Source organism: Salinicola sp. MIT1003, from assembly GCF_001858555.1.
GTDB classification, from domain to species: domain Bacteria; phylum Pseudomonadota; class Gammaproteobacteria; order Pseudomonadales; family Halomonadaceae; genus Salinicola; species Salinicola salarius.
This window is the reverse complement of sequence record NZ_MCAP01000060.1, coordinates 42,323-54,824: the sequence shown is the minus strand read 5'-3', so window position 1 is coordinate 54,824 and position 12,502 is coordinate 42,323. Positions and strand designations below refer to the sequence as shown.

At 60.3% G+C, this 12,502-nt stretch carries 10 protein-coding genes; 7 read left to right on the top strand and 3 right to left on the bottom strand.

The genetic code is table 11. The features are described 5' to 3' along the window. Nucleotides 1–225 precede the first annotated feature (225 nt). The 6 genes from BC443_RS17685 (at nucleotide 226) to BC443_RS17660 (ending at nucleotide 9,584) form a co-directional block, all read left to right on the top strand. Nucleotides 226–1,809 (top strand): glucan biosynthesis protein G, encoded by a 1,584-nt coding sequence (locus tag BC443_RS17685; RefSeq protein WP_244179904.1) that lies wholly within the window; start codon nucleotides 226–228, stop codon nucleotides 1,807–1,809. A 19-nt stretch (nucleotides 1,810–1,828) separates the two neighbouring features. Further along, on the top strand, nucleotides 1,829–4,300 hold the full coding sequence (gene mdoH, locus BC443_RS17680) for a glucans biosynthesis glucosyltransferase MdoH (RefSeq protein ID WP_110634759.1): 2,472 nt from the start codon (nucleotides 1,829–1,831) through the stop codon (nucleotides 4,298–4,300). A gap of 164 nt (nucleotides 4,301–4,464) precedes the next feature. Continuing rightward, nucleotides 4,465–4,707 (top strand): GlsB/YeaQ/YmgE family stress response membrane protein, encoded by a 243-nt coding sequence (locus BC443_RS17675; protein ID WP_071233199.1) that lies wholly within the window; start codon nucleotides 4,465–4,467, stop codon nucleotides 4,705–4,707. A gap of 158 nt (nucleotides 4,708–4,865) precedes the next feature. Further along, nucleotides 4,866–6,146 carry an acyltransferase gene (locus BC443_RS17670; protein WP_071233198.1) on the top strand — a complete coding sequence of 427 codons (1,281 nt, stop codon included), beginning with the start codon at nucleotides 4,866–4,868 and terminating at the stop codon, nucleotides 6,144–6,146. 151 nt (nucleotides 6,147–6,297) lie between these two features. Then, nucleotides 6,298–8,709, top strand: a complete 2,412-nt coding sequence (locus tag BC443_RS17665; protein WP_071233197.1) for a DUF1266 domain-containing protein — start codon at nucleotides 6,298–6,300, stop codon at nucleotides 8,707–8,709. 263 nt (nucleotides 8,710–8,972) lie between these two features. Next, a complete protein-coding gene (locus BC443_RS17660; RefSeq protein WP_071233196.1) occupies nucleotides 8,973–9,584 on the top strand; it encodes an NlpC/P60 family protein in 612 nt (203 codons plus the stop codon). Nucleotides 9,585–9,713: 129 nt separating this feature from the next. Here the strand turns inward: BC443_RS17660 and slyD are convergent, their stop codons facing one another. After that, nucleotides 9,714–10,196, bottom strand: a complete 483-nt coding sequence (gene slyD, locus BC443_RS17655) for a peptidylprolyl isomerase (protein WP_071233268.1) — start codon at nucleotides 10,194–10,196, stop codon at nucleotides 9,714–9,716. A 204-nt stretch (nucleotides 10,197–10,400) separates the two neighbouring features. Between slyD and BC443_RS17650 the strand changes: the two genes are divergently transcribed. Further along, nucleotides 10,401–10,688 (top strand): hypothetical protein, encoded by a 288-nt coding sequence (locus BC443_RS17650; protein WP_071233195.1) that lies wholly within the window; start codon nucleotides 10,401–10,403, stop codon nucleotides 10,686–10,688. A 126-nt stretch (nucleotides 10,689–10,814) separates the two neighbouring features. On the opposite strand, the gene BC443_RS17645 is transcribed toward BC443_RS17650, so the two are convergent. Then, a complete protein-coding gene (locus BC443_RS17645; RefSeq protein WP_071233194.1) occupies nucleotides 10,815–11,801 on the bottom strand; it encodes a lipid A deacylase LpxR family protein in 987 nt (328 codons plus the stop codon). Nucleotides 11,802–11,998: 197 nt separating this feature from the next. After that, nucleotides 11,999–12,466: a glycine zipper 2TM domain-containing protein gene (locus BC443_RS17640; protein WP_071233193.1), complete on the bottom strand. Its 468-nt coding sequence runs from the start codon at nucleotides 12,464–12,466 to the stop codon at nucleotides 11,999–12,001. Nucleotides 12,467–12,502: the final 36 nt, after the last annotated feature.

The following is a 12,502-nucleotide window of genomic DNA, read 5'->3' as shown; positions in this document are numbered from 1 at the left end:
ATCGAGGTCTTTCCGTGTCCGCAGTGTAGCGTATGCTAGACTTCGGCCATACGAAGCACGGAGGCTTCGCTATCTCGTCGTCCTTCATCGTGAGTTGCGTCCGCGTCCTGAATACCGGCAGTGCGGCTACCGGCTGAGCTGACCGTTTACGATATGGCTATGTGCGGTCTTGAACATTTCGAGCTCGTTGATATCGGCCAAGATAGTTATGACAGGAGTATGAGTGTGAGTGCATCGATCCGGCGGAGTAACCTTGAAAAACGCAAGGCGCTTCTTCCGGTGGTAGCCCTGACAGGGTTGCTACTCAGCGGTATCGCCCAAAATGTATTGGCTTTTGGTTTCGATGATGTCGCGAAGAAAGCCGAAGACCTCTCGAAGCAGGGTTATAGCGAACCTGAGAAAAATCTGCCGGAAGCGCTGCGTAATCTGGACTACGGCCAGTATGAGCAGATCCAGTACAAGCGTGACCGCGATGTCTGGAGTGGAGACGGGGTGCCTTTCACTCTGAGCTTCTTCCATGAGGGCATGCATTACGACAGTGCCATTCAGCTTCATAGTGTCGATGATCAGGGCGTTCAGGATTTCGCCTACAATCCCGATGACTTTACCTACGGCAATCTCGATTTGCCGGACAGCGCCAAGAACGACGATGACTTGGGCATCGCGGGCTTCAAGGTCAATTACGCCCTCAACCAGGCGGATCGCAAGGACGAGACGATGGTATTCCTCGGCGCGAGCTACTTTCGCGTCGTCGGCAAGAACCAGGTCTATGGCGTTTCCGGTCGCGGCCTCGCCGTGGACACGGGGTTGCCTTCCGGCGAAGAATTCCCTCGTTTCAAGGAGTTCTGGATCGTCAAGCCGAGCAAGACGAGCCAGTATCTGACCATCTTCGCGTTGCTGGATTCTCCCAGCCTGACGGGCGCCTATCGCTTCGTTCTTCGCCCGGGTGCCGACACCGTGGTCGACGTCAAGTCGCGGCTTTTCTTGCGTCGCGCGGTCGAGAAGCTGGGTGTGGCGCCGCTCACCAGCATGTATCTCTATGGTCCGGAGCAGCCCTCATCGACGCTGAACTACCGTCCGGCCATTCATGACTCCAACGGCCTGCTGATCAGCGACTCTCAGAACGGCTGGACCTGGCGGCCGCTGGCCAATCCGGCGAAGCTGATGATCAACGAGCATGCGACACCGCGCCTGCGTGGTTATGGCCTGATGCAGCGTGATCACGAGTTCGACAGCTACCAGGATCTGGACAGCCGTTACGACCTGCGGCCGAGCGCCTGGATCGAACCCCAGAACGAGTGGGGCGCGGGCAAGATCGAGCTGATCCAGATCCCGACCCCCAATGAAACCAACGACAACATCGTGTCGATGTGGCTGCCGGAAACCGCTCCGCAACCGGGCACGCCGCTGGATTACGACTATCGCTTCACCGTGACCAAGGACGAGAGCCGTTACGTCGACCCATCGCTGGCCTGGGTCGAGCAGACCCGCCGCTCGCGTGGCGAAGTGCGTAAGGACAATCTGGTGCGTGAAGCAGACGGCTCGCTTGCCTTCGTGCTGGATTTCGAAGGCCCTTCGCTCTCCGGCCTTGGCGATGATGCCAACCTGAGCGTTCAGGCCAGTGTCGGCGACAATGGCGAACTGGTCGACGCCTCTACCGAGCGTAACCCGGCGACCGGCGGCTGGCGTGTGTTCGTCAAGATCAAGCGCAGCGACAACGCCCAGCCGCTGGATATCCGCGCCTATCTGAATCAGGGCGACAAGCGGGTCTCCGAAACCTGGTACTACCGGCTGCCTGCCAATGGCTGAAGCGACGTCCAGCTCACGGATGACGTCAGCCGAGCAATACCTGGAGCGGTTGGCACTGGAAACCCAGGATCGTGACGAGCGGCGCAAGCTGCTCGCCAGCGATCTGAACACTCACGATATGGCATCGCTGCATGCGGCGTTGGGCGGGCGAGAGGTCGATAGCGATGATCCTGCCGCCACATCGGTGGGGCGTCGCCTGGCGCTGGCTTATGCCGAGCCGCCGCTGGCGCCGCCGGACGTTCTGAGCACCGACGAGCATGGGATCACCCGCCTGCAGACAGCGCCGCCCATGCGGCGGACGCCACTGGCACCGGAGGCGTGGTCCACCAATCCCTTCGTGCGGTTTGGCCAGCGTCTGAAGAACTGGGCAGATCGTGGCTATCGGCGCAGGCAGCGCGAGGCCAAGCCGACCCCGCGCTGGCAGTGGATCGCGAGCGCGCGGCGCTGGGTATTGCTGGTGCTGATTTTCGGCCAGAGCGTCGTAGCCGCCAACCAGATGCGAACGGTATTGCCCTATCAGGGCCAGCAATGGCTGGAAGTTGCCATTCTGGCGCTGTTCGTGCTGCTGTTTGCGTGGGTTTCCGCCGGCTTCTGGACCGCCCTGATGGGCTTCTTCCAGCTGCTGCGAGGCCGGGATCGCTACGCCATCGATTCCGAGGTCGGCGACGAGCCGATACCGGACGACGCGCGCACGGCATTGCTGGTGCCGATCTGCAACGAGGACGTCCCGCGAGTTTTCGCCGGCGTTCGCGCGACGATCGAGTCCCTGCGCCAGAGCGGCAACGGTCGCCATTTCGATGTCTTTATCCTGAGCGATACCTACGATCCCGACATCGCGATCCAGGAGACCCACGCCTGGCTGGCTCTGTGCCGCGATCTCGATGCCTTTGGCCAGGTGTTCTACCGTCGTCGTCAGCGCCGGGTGAAGCGCAAGAGCGGCAACCTCGATGACTTCTGTCGTCGCTGGGGCGCGCTCTATCGCTACATGCTGGTACTGGACGCCGACAGCGTGATGAGCGGGGCCTGTCTCACACGTCTGGTTCAGATGATGGAGGCGCACCCGGATGCCGGTATCGTCCAGACGGCGCCCAGGGCTTCCGGGCGATTGAATCTCTATGCCCGCATGCAGCAGTTCGCTACGCGGGTATATGGGCCGCTGTTTACTGCCGGACTTCACTTCTGGCAGCTGGGCGAATCGCATTACTGGGGGCACAACGCCATCATCCGCATGGCGCCATTCATGCAGCACTGCATGCTGGCACCGTTACCCGGCAAGGGCTCGATGTCCGGCGAGATACTGTCTCATGATTTCGTCGAGGCGGCGCTGATGCGGCGTGCCGGCTGGGGCGTCTGGATCGCCTACGAGCTGGAGGGAAGCTATGAGGAGATGCCGCCCAACCTGCTCGACGAGCTCAACCGGGATCGACGCTGGTGCCACGGCAATCTGATGAATTTCAGGCTGTTTCTCTCCAAGGGGATCCATCCCGTTCACCGCGCGGTGTTCCTGACCGGCCTGATGTCCTATATCTCTGCGCCGTTGTGGTGTCTTTTCCTGGTCCTGTCGACGGCGCTGCTTGCCGTTCATACGCTGAGTACGCCCAACTATTTCCCGGAGCCGGGGATGATGTTCCCGGTATGGCCGCAGTGGAACCCCACGCTTGCCGTCGGGCTGTTCGGTGCCACCGCAACGCTGCTGTTCCTGCCCAAGGTGTTGAGCGTGATTCTGGTGTGGGTTCAGGGAAGTCGCCAGTTCGGCGGGCCGCTCAAGGTACTGGCGAGCATGGTGCTGGAATCGCTGTTCTCGATGGCGCTGGCACCGGTACGGATGCTGTTTCACACGCGTTTCGTGCTGACCTCGATCATGGGCTGGGCCATCCAGTGGCGGTCGCCGTCTCGTGAAAACAGCGACACGACCTGGGGAGATGCGATTCGCAATCACTGGAGTCAAACCGTGATCGGGGCGGTCTGGGCCGTGGGGGTCTATCTCATGGAACCGACCTTCCTGTGGTGGCTGTCGCCGATCGTGGGGGCGATGATGATATCGATACCGGTCTCGACGCTATCCAGTCGGGTATCGCTGGGAAGCGCCTGCTTCCGCGCGCGGCTGTTCCGGATCCCTGAAGAGACTCATCCTCCGCGTGTACTGCGCCGGATGGTGCGTCATCTGGGCAGAATGAATGCCGCTGCGCCCACGCCGACTTTTGTTCAAGTGGTCATGGACCCGATATCGAATGCCTTGGCAACGGCGCTGGGGACGGCTCGCCATGCACATGCCGAGCCGCTGAAACGGAGACGCCATGAGCGCGTCAGCCAAGCCGTCAAGCAGGGGCCGATGTCGATGGGCAATCTCGAGCGCCTGGCGTTTCTGGATGATCCGGTGATGCTTTCCCAGTTGCACTGGCGAGTGTGGGAGGATCCCGAGGCTCACGCTGCCTGGCGTCATTACGGATTGCCGCCAAAAGTATCGCTACGGGTGCCGGCATTCCATTGAATTGCGGCTGCCATGCGCCTGTCGACGCGAAAGCGGTTCCACACATGTGGGCCCGTTTTGGTCTCGAACTTCGAACAATTCGAGAATGCTGTCTATGCTTGGACTAGGCAATGAGAAGTTGCCCGATGAGCTGTTCATGCTGAAGGGAATCAAGGAGTAACACTATGGGCTTCATCCTGTGGCTGATTATTGGTGGCATTGCGGGCTGGATTGCTGGAAAAGTCATGCGAGGCGGTGGGTTCGGTATTCTTGGGAATATCGTCGTCGGCATCGTTGGTGCCGTGATCGGCGGCTTCCTGTTCAGTCTCCTGGGGCTATCGTCGAACGGGCTGATCGGGTCCCTGGTCGTGGCGACCATTGGTGCGATCATCCTGTTGTGGATCGTCGCCAAGGTGAAGAAAGCCTAGGCGGACTCCGTACCGTTGGGTCCAGGAGAGAAAGCCGCGCGTTGCGCGGCTTTCTTGGTTCTGGCTGACCGTCGCGCTCGCGGAAAGCAATTCAGGCCAAGTGTTTGCTGACAGGAATCGGGTACACTAGCGCCTTTGACGGACAGAGATCTGCAAGGATGCCCGATTCAACGACCGGCACGCGTAAAGAGCGCTTCATTGGGCTCGAATGGCTGCGCTTTCTGCTCGGCCTCTACATCGTCATTTTTCATACGCTTCACAACTATCCTTCCATTCGCGATTGGTCGCACTACGTGACCGATATCGGTTTCTTCTCGACCAGCGCCTTTTTCGTGCTATCCGGCTTTCTGTTGACGCACGTCTATCTCGATTCGTCATACCAGATGCGCGAGCCACCCAGAAGCTTCTGGCTCAAGCGCTTCTCGAATCTCTACCCGATCCACATCGGATCACTGCTTCTCGCCATGGCGGTATCGGCATTGGTCGGCTACCTGGCAATCGCACCGGGGGATAGCGATATCTCGCTGCGGTTCGTCGTGTATGACGTCAATAACGATATCGGCCAGCTCGACTGGAAGAGCCTGAACCACACCATGGGGCCGCTGGAAACCGGCATCAATCTGCTGCTCAATTTCACCTTGCTGCATGCCTGGAATCCGCTATATCTGACCTTCAATCCGCCGTCCTGGTCGATCTCGGCGTTGTTCTTCTTTTACCTGACGTTTCCCTGGCTGGCGCCTCGACTGCGCCGCGTTCTGCACCCGCGTCGCGCCATGCTGCTGGTCAATCTGATCTACTTGATTCCGCCTTTGTATGTCATTCTGACGACCGATTACGGCGTGCCCGAAACCGGCATCCTGCACCGCAACCCGCTGATTCGTCTGCCTGAGTTCGCCGCCGGCATCTTGCTTTGCACGTTCTATGCGCAACGCAAGGCGCAGGGGCGGCTGATGACGCTTCCCCAGTGCTGTCTGACGCTGTTGCTCGTTGCCGTCAGCGTGGTCGTCGCAGTGACGCTCCTGGGGCTGGGACATGCCTGGTACTACGCCCTGCATAATGGTCTGCTGCTGCCAGCGCAACTGGCGCTGATCTACGTCGCCGCGCATTGGGGGGAGCCTCGCAATCGCCGTCTGATGCGCTGGGCAACCCGACTGGGCGGTGCATCGTTGCCGATGTTCGCGCTGCATGTGCCGCTTTATGCCGTGTTCTCGCGAGTCGAGCGTGTGCTCTCCGGTGATCCGGGCTTGTGCTTGACGGATTTTCAGGGCTGTCTGGCGGCGGCGGGTGAGTTGCACCTCTGGCTGTACCCGTTGTTTCTCGTTCTGACCGTGCTCTTCTGCGTGCTGTTCCAGGAGCAGTTCGTGGTGCGCGTCAGGAAGTTCCTGTTACGCCACCTGCTCGGCGAGTCCCCGCGCTCTCATACCGAGAAGCTGAACTAGGCCTCTGTCATGTCGTCGTGCGCCATGCCATCGGCGCGCGAGCACCTTTCCGGTATCGAGCACCTTTCCGGTATACTGTGCCGCCGCATGCGCCCTGTCGGAATCCATTCGGCGTCCGGCGCAAGCCGTTTCTCGTAGCATGAGGTCTCTCTTGAGCGAACTTCTCGTCCCATGGTGGGCCCAGCAACTGACGCTTTGCGGTTGGCCCCTTGTCAGCGATCCTCGACTGGCACTCAGCGCCGAGCAGGCGTTCGAGCGCCTGACGTTGCTCGGGATCGATAGTCGGGACGAGTTTGCGTGGCGACTCTGGGAGAACGCGTCCGACACAGGCGAGCTTTCAATCGCACGGCTGGCCGCTCTGGAGTTGCTGGCGCTGGGAAGTACCGTGGGCTGGACCCATCCTCGAACGGATGAGGCTTGGCTGCTTGCCCTGGCGCGCGACATCGTGACCAGCATGCCGACGCTCAAGGCCTGGTTGCAGGCATTGACACATCTGGGTGACCCGGCGCTGGATATGGCGGGGCAAGCGCTAGTGGCCCGGGAACGGCAGCAGCGAGGCGTTTCCTGGCTCAAGGTTCGACACAGCCTGAAATCGATCGATGCGCCAGCTCCGCTTTGGCCCGCCGATCTGTGGCGAGCCAGAGCCGCCATCGCGCCGGTTCTTGCCTGGCCAATCCAGTGCTCCGCGGAAGAACAGCGGCAGCAACAGGCGTTGCTGTGTGAGCAGGGCGAGGTCCGCGGTCCGGATGAGCTCAAGTCCCTGTTGTTCTGGCTTGCGGGTCAGGGGCATCGCTACGGTTGGGAGATGGACGCGGTTCGACTCGCGCGCCAAGGGGCGGAATCTCGCGTCGAGTGGTTATCCGGATTGGGCGACCAGCAGGATTACGGCCGGGTGCTGTTGCGGTTTCTGGCCGAAGAGGAGCCGCTGGACTGGGCCGCGTGGGACTGGCTGCGGCTCGTCGATCAGGCTTACCTTGGCTACTGCGCTGGCTGGCTTTCTGCCTCGGAGGCCGAAGTGTTCGCGGCCCATGCCATCGATCTCCTGCAGCAGCGCTACACCGACTGGGAAGCGGTTGCGCGTGCCTATCAACGAGGGCGCAGCCTGTTCGAAGGTCGGGATTTGCGGGAGACGTTCGACAGCGATTGGAGTGGGCTGCTGGTCGCCAGCCGAAGCCCGTGGGAGACGCCTCTTTCCCGCATTCTGGAAGAGGAACAGCGCCACCTGGCGCGAGCGTTCATCCAGCGCCAGCGTGGAGAAGCCGACAGCTGGGTGCTGGCCATTGCGGCGATACGGGACCCGGATCTGATTCATCGGCGGCATCTCGATGAGCCGCTGGGGCAGGCTCGGATTCAGGATGCCGAGCGCTACCTCGAAGAAGTTCTCGGCCTACGCCGGGAAGAGGGAACCGCTGGGCTGGCGAGGTTCTGGATGCCTGCGCAGGCGCATCATCTCAATCAGCTGGCGGCGGACTCTCGCCATCGCGTTGGTCGAAAATCGTCTCAGAAGGCATCGCGGCGTCTGGCTGCCTGTGCCGATCATGCAGCGACGATCGCCATGGCGGAAAAGTATGCGTTCTATCTGGTGATGGCCGCCGATAGCGGTCGCTATCCGACTTCCGAGATCAAGGCGCTGGCCCAGTCGCTATGTGATGTGTTGAGTCGGTTTTATAGCGACCCCTTGCGCATGCTCTCGGCCTGGCATGCCTGGGAGACCGTCCTGAGTCAGGATGAAGCGCCTGACGAAGTCTCGCTGGCGGATGATATTGCCTGGCATCGGCATGATCCGGGGTCGCCGTTTCACTGGCTGACACCGTCGCGGTCACTGACCTGGCTCGAGCCAGGCGTGCGACCAACATTGACGCGCTTCACGGCGATATCGCTCGCTGGGCCGCTCAATGAAGCACTGTGGCAGGCACCTCAGCCTCTGGCGCCACAGGATCGGCAGGCGTTGGGGGAGTGGATAGAGCACCAATATGCCTTGCAGGGTGCCTCCGGGCTCATCGACTTCCTGGATTTTCTGGTCGAAGCGGGTGACCGCCAGGATTACCAGGTCAATTATGCGCCCTACACGCTCAATCGGACTCGGCTCGAGGCGGAAATCGCGATTCTCGAGTCGGGAGAGTGTGCGGACGAGGAGCGAATTCATCTATTGCGTCTGAAGCACGTGCGGGACAATGCCTGCCATTGCAACGATCAGGACATGACCGCCTGGGATATCGCGCAGCTGGTGGATCTCGCCTTGGCGGGTAGGCAGCTCGATTGGCTCGACGAGGATCGGCTTTCCTACTATCTCGATGCCGCGATGCGCCTGGCAGGGCAGCATTACAGCAGTTGGCACGATTACGCCGAAGGGCTGTACAGCGGCTTCGGATTCTTCATGGACGACACGCCTGAACGCGAGGCCTTTCTGATGCGCTTTCGGGAGGCTCTCAACGCCTGGCTGGAAGCCAGGCCGCTGTTGGCCGGCGCCTGGGCGAGCCTCGATTTCCCCGGTAGCGCCATGACGCACTGGACATCGCTCCATGTCGATATCCTGCCGGGCGAGGCGCATCATCTGCATTGATGCCGTTCGTTGATCCGGAAGACTCGCCAAAGCGTTTTCAATGACATATGATCTCCGCTGTGCTACGCCCACTGGAAAGAGGGCGTGGCTTTTTTCTGTCCGATTGATCGATGATTCGAGCCGAATACAGGCCGTTTTGGCGGTGACACCTCGTCGAGGTGTGTCACCACCACAGCGACTCCATTTCGCCGGGCGACTCCTCACGAGTCGCCTATAGACAGGCGGTGCCCGTGACGGCTCACAGGCGAACGAGGTCGCGCTGAATGCTAAGACGCACAGCCATGGGGCTGGCACTGGTGATGGTCATGTCCGGTTGCTCGGCTCCTGTAAAACAACAACAGGTCAACGCGCAGTATTCACTTCCCCTGGTTAAATCCCCGACCGTTGCTGCCAGCGAAAACCGGAGTGTGGCACCTGCGCCTCGGACAATTCGGGACTTTCGTCCGCAGAATGTCTCTCCGGCAGTTATTCGCAAGGCGCTGCTGGACGAGCATGAGCGTTGGGTGGGAACACCTTACGTGCTCGGCGGGACGACGCGAAACGGTATCGATTGCTCCGCATTGATGCAGCACGTGTTCGTAGAAGCCTTCGCTCTCGAGCTGCCGCGTACGACAGAAGAACAGGTACTGGAAGGGAGTCGAGTGGCGGAGAGTAGCCTCAAGGCGGGGGATCTGGTCTTTTTCCGGCCGCCGGGACCCTACAACCATGTCGGCGTCTACGTGGGCGATGGTTATTTCCTCCACGCCTCGTCATCTCAGGGCGTGAAATTGTCTCGTCTCGATAACGTCTACTGGAAGCGCTACTACTGGCAGGCGCGGCGCCCCGTCGAGCGCACGCAACTGGCCCAGCGGGTCATGCTGGCCAGCGAAGGTTGAGATCGGTCGTGAGTGTCGGCGTCTCGATCGAGCATTCCGCGAGCATTAAAAAGGGCAGCCATGAGGCTGCCCTTTTACGTGGTGGCGGTGACACCGATAGCGGATCCCGTTAGGCGGGATCCGACACGATCAATGCTGGTGACCACCTTCGCCATGGACATGACCATGGGATACTTCTTCTTCGGTCGCTTCGCGAACTTCGGCGATCTCGACATCGAAGTTCAGCTTTTCACCGGCCAGCGGGTGATTGCCATCGACCGTCACGGTATCGCCTTCTACCTTGGTGACGGTGACCATCAGCGGGCCTTCCTGAGTCTGTGCCTGGAACTGCATGCCGGGCTCGACGTTATCGACACCCTGAAAGGCATCGCGCGGAACTTCCTGAACCAGTGCCGGCTGGACTTCGCCATAACCTTCGCTCGGTGCGACGGCGACCTGAAGCTTATCACCGCTGCCGTGACCCTCGAGTTCCTTCTCGAGGCCCGGAATGATGTTGCCCGCACCGTGAAGATAGGTCAGCGGCTCACGACCTTCGGAACTGTCCAGCACCTCTCCCGCATCATTGGTCAGTGTGTAGTGGAACGCGACCACGGAGTTCTGGGCAATCTGCATCTCGAAACCTTTGCGTTTGTGCATGTCTTTCCCATCCTAACGTGCCACGGCCTTTCTGTCAGGTCGCAATGACGTTGGATATTGGTCTAGCCGGCTCGATGCGGCCCTCGGACCACCTCCATAGCAGTTGCGCCGTTTCATGGGTGTGGTTACCCTGATTCGAGGATAAACCACCGTGATCCTGCGGTTGAGGAGAAGTTCGTCATGACCGTTTTCGTCGTTTGGCTCATTGCCTTCGCCGTTTTGCTTTTTCTATTGCTCAAGGCTTGGGATGGTGCGCTTGGAGGGGCGGTCAAGCGCCGGCTGCCGGCACAGCTACAGGGAGACCCCGCCCAGGATCGCTGGATGATGGCGATCGCCCTGGCCGTGCTTGGGGCAACCTTCATCGTGAATCCCGTCTCCATGCTGTTGACGCTGATCCTGCTGGCAATCGGTCTCTGGGTGGGCAAGCGCGTCGTCTGCTGGGGAATGCGTAAAGCCAGATTGCACTGAATGGCCGCTGGCCTGTCATCCGGGCCAAGGTCATCATGTACGACGGGCGATGCTTGAAGCATCGCCCGTCGTGCGTTTGAGATGTAGATGCTTGAGATGCGCTTGCGGTGACAAGCACCGACGACGTTACAACCAGGTCGACAGCGTGATCGAGCCAAACTGATCGCCGCTGTCCTGTGTTTCGAACTCGTGGGTACGCCAGACGGAGCTGTAGGTCAGCTGCCAGCGATTCCAGGAGAGCGCCAAGCCGGCCTGAGCATCGCCGACCCAGGGGCGTCGGTCGACGGAGTGACTGTCCTCGAACGTATTGCCGTCGAGCAGCATGTTATAGGCCATGAACCGACCTTCGACATTGGCAAAGACGTACCAGTTGAAGCCACTGTTGGCTTCGAAAAAGATCTGGCTGCCTTGGGCGGGTGCCACGGCCGGAACGCCGAAACTCTTGTCCAATCCTTGACCCAGGCGCAGCCCGAGCCCCGTTGCGGCATAGGTATAGAGATTGCCGGCCGCGAATCCGACCGAAGGGCCGTATTCGGCTTCCAGTGCGCCCAGTTGGCTTTGCTTCCACCAGGCGGTGTTGTAGGCCACGTTGACGAACGGCTCGTTATGAAGCTGGTTGTGCCAGCCCTTGGGTTCATCGCTATTGATGAGATGGTGGAAATTCTGCTGTACGGTATGGCCGCCGGAGCCTGGTCCGACGAGGCCGACATCGAAATACAGGCCGCTGGTGTGACGCCATCCGACGAGCTGTTCGTCATCGAACAGGGAAAGCCCGGCATAGAGGACGCCAGCATAGGGGCGGTCGTCTTCGATCAAACGTCTCTCGTCGATATCTTCGGGAGTATAGATCTGTTGTCCGAAACGATAAGCGGCTCCATCGAGCGAGGCTGCGCTCCAGCCGGGCAGGGCCTCGGCAAGAGCGCGAGTCCAGTGATCCCGGTCGGGTTTGAAAGACCAGTCGATCTCCAGCCCGTTGGTATAGTGGCCGTCGTCACCACTGGCAAAAATATCGTTTTCCGATTTCAGTGTCAGGATGCCATCAGCCCAAACCGAGCCGGATATTCCAGCCAGGACGATGGCAAAGCCGGTTCTTGTCCACGTGAGTCCCTTCATGAATCGTATTATTCCCTTGAACGAATGTGACCTACACAACATACAACAGTGTAGGTAAAGCGTCGATAATCTTTGGAATTAATACTACGCTAACGAAAACGGCGCCCCAAGGGCGCCGTTGACGTCTGCTATAGACGGCTTTCTACACCGGACACGCTTTTAGCCGTCCTGGTTGCCTGGATCCGTCGTTGCCTGGATCAATAGGGGGCCACGCTTACGCTCGAGCCGCTGGCAACCAGCTTGACGCGCTGACCCACCTGCCAGTTGCGGTCGGCCTTCTGAACGACCACGACGTTCTGACCGCTGTCCTGACGAATTTCGAGCTCGTAACCGTCGACACGGTCCGTTGCCTGCTGAATCTTGCTGCCGGCGACGGTGCCACCGATGGCGCCAGCGGCGGTCGCAATGGTACGCCCAGAGCCGCCACCGACCTGGTTGCCCAGCAGGCCACCGATCACGGCGCCGCCGAGGCTGCCGAGAACGCTTTCGCCGTTGCCGCCCTGGATCTGTACCGGACGAACCGACTGAATGGTGCCGTAGCTGACGGATTGTGCGGTACCCGCCTGATCGCCGCGGTAGACGTCACCTGAATATGTCGAGTTGTTGGTACAGCCAGCCAGGGCTAGCAGGCTCATGACCAGCGCGGGGGCGATGAGTCGTTTCATGATCGATTCTCCTTAACATCCAGATTTGGCTTCGTG

Coding starts and splice junctions, on each gene's coding strand:
- BC443_RS17660 (WP_071233196.1), top strand. CDS start 8,973: ATGCTAAGACGCACAGCCATGGGGCTGGCACTGGTGATGGTCATGTCC.
- mdoH (WP_110634759.1), top strand. CDS start 1,829: ATGACGTCAGCCGAGCAATACCTGGAGCGGTTGGCACTGGAAACCCAG.
- slyD (WP_071233268.1), bottom strand. CDS start 10,196: ATGCAGATTGCCCAGAACTCCGTGGTCGCGTTCCACTACACACTGACC.
- BC443_RS17640 (WP_071233193.1), bottom strand. CDS start 12,466: ATGAAACGACTCATCGCCCCCGCGCTGGTCATGAGCCTGCTAGCCCTG.
- BC443_RS17645 (WP_071233194.1), bottom strand. CDS start 11,801: ATGAAGGGACTCACGTGGACAAGAACCGGCTTTGCCATCGTCCTGGCT.
- BC443_RS17650 (WP_071233195.1), top strand. CDS start 10,401: ATGACCGTTTTCGTCGTTTGGCTCATTGCCTTCGCCGTTTTGCTTTTT.
- BC443_RS17675 (WP_071233199.1), top strand. CDS start 4,465: ATGGGCTTCATCCTGTGGCTGATTATTGGTGGCATTGCGGGCTGGATT.
- BC443_RS17670 (WP_071233198.1), top strand. CDS start 4,866: ATGCCCGATTCAACGACCGGCACGCGTAAAGAGCGCTTCATTGGGCTC.